A 1,475-nucleotide genomic window follows, 5' to 3' on the forward strand; every position below is an offset into this window, starting at 1 on the left:
GATACCAAAGCTCATATTTTTGCAACTATCGATGCTTTTATTAAAGCCGCCAAACTTAAAAATATTGCTGCATTATAAAAACAAAAAAAACCACTGCGAGAGCAGTGGTTTTTTATTGTTACTCGCTCAAAGTCACAGACTTTGCACAGCGGGGAGTGGGTACTATTATTTACAATATATTGATGAAGACTTTGGAATTATCTCATTTTTTTCTGTAAACATATATTTTATATCTTCTTTTGCTGCTTCATCACCCATTTCATAAGATTTATAAAATGAATAATCCCTAAACTTGCTATTAGATTTAAACTTTCCCTTTAATGAATCTGTAGGGGGAAGTGATAAAATTAATGAAATATCATAATATGCCTTCTTATAATTATTTTTCTCCGCCATTAAAATTGCATAATAAAGGAATTCTTTATCTCTACCATTAATACTATATTTCTTGTAACTTCTTATATATGCTATTGTATCACCTTTTGTAATTGCTTTATTTAGATTTTCTTGTAATTCTTTATCATGAAAATCAAACGTTACAAATGTAGTCTTAGGAATTGTATCTTTTGTTGTCTTACTTTTTTTTTGTTCTTCTTTTTTAGAACAATTAAATAATAAAAGTATTAATGAGAATGATATTATTTTTTTCATTTCAGTTTCGATTTATTGAAAATTAGGATATTTTTTTAAAAACTCTTTATATGCTTGTCTTTTTAAAATCTCTCCATTTTGATAAAAAATTATTGATCCTAACCCATCTCCTGAATTTTCCTTTCTATTGACATTCTTTATTCCCTTAACAGAATTATCATAAGTTACATATTCATCAAATGCTATTACAGTAAGATTTGGGTGAGCTAATGATACTTTTTGTCCGAATGTTTGATAATTTTTTTTATCGGGATAATCTGTTGCGGAGCGACAAACATATAATATTAAAATGGCATCTTTTATTTTATCAATATTTTTCCAATTACTATTTCGTTCATTCATTAAAGTATCAAATTTTTCAGCTGTATAAATAGCAGTTTCTCCATCCCATATATTTCCATATCCACCATGTCCATAAGCTCTAAACACACCATCTCCCGCTGTTCCTTTAAAAAACTTGTACATTTCTTTAAACTTTTGATAAAATGGTGCATCAGCTCCTGTTTTTCCAAAGAAGTTTACAGGTTCCTCGTCATTCAGTGCACCGTCTATAAATTGAGAAAAATCAAATTGAGAGAAATCCACTCCTGAACTGAATATATCCAAGAGTTCTCCAATGGTCATTCCACCGCCTCCGCCTTCATCTCTATTTTGTCCTACAAAATTTTCCATTCGGCTCATTCCTCTCTCTGTAAAATAGAATGTTTGTCCTGAGGTATCTGTAATATTTCCTGCATCATCAATCCATCTTCCGTCCGGGTCTATCAGTGAGATTGGGCTATTTACCACATAAGCAAATGGAGAAGTAGAGTCATATTTTTCTG

At 30.3% G+C, this 1,475-nt stretch carries 2 protein-coding genes; both read right to left on the reverse strand.

Annotation, left to right across the window (positions count from 1 at the left end):
- Nucleotides 1-165 precede the first annotated feature (165 nt).
- Nucleotides 166-651, reverse strand: a complete 486-nt coding sequence (locus OH806_RS16520) for a hypothetical protein (protein WP_264744782.1) — start codon at nt 649-651, stop codon at nt 166-168.
- Nucleotides 652-663: 12 nt separating this feature from the next.
- On the reverse strand, nt 664-1,475 hold an 812-nt coding region (locus OH806_RS16525), incomplete at its 5' end, for a hypothetical protein (protein WP_264744783.1).

Origin of the sequence: Chryseobacterium oryctis, from assembly GCF_025971925.1 — a bacterium.
In the GTDB taxonomy this organism is placed as follows: Bacteria; Bacteroidota; Bacteroidia; order Flavobacteriales; family Weeksellaceae; genus Chryseobacterium; species Chryseobacterium oryctis.

Bases quoted from the DNA above. Each gene is read 5' to 3' on its own strand.
- OH806_RS16520 (WP_264744782.1), bottom strand. From the start codon at position 651: ATGAAAAAAATAATATCATTCTCATTAATACTTTTATTATTTAATTGT.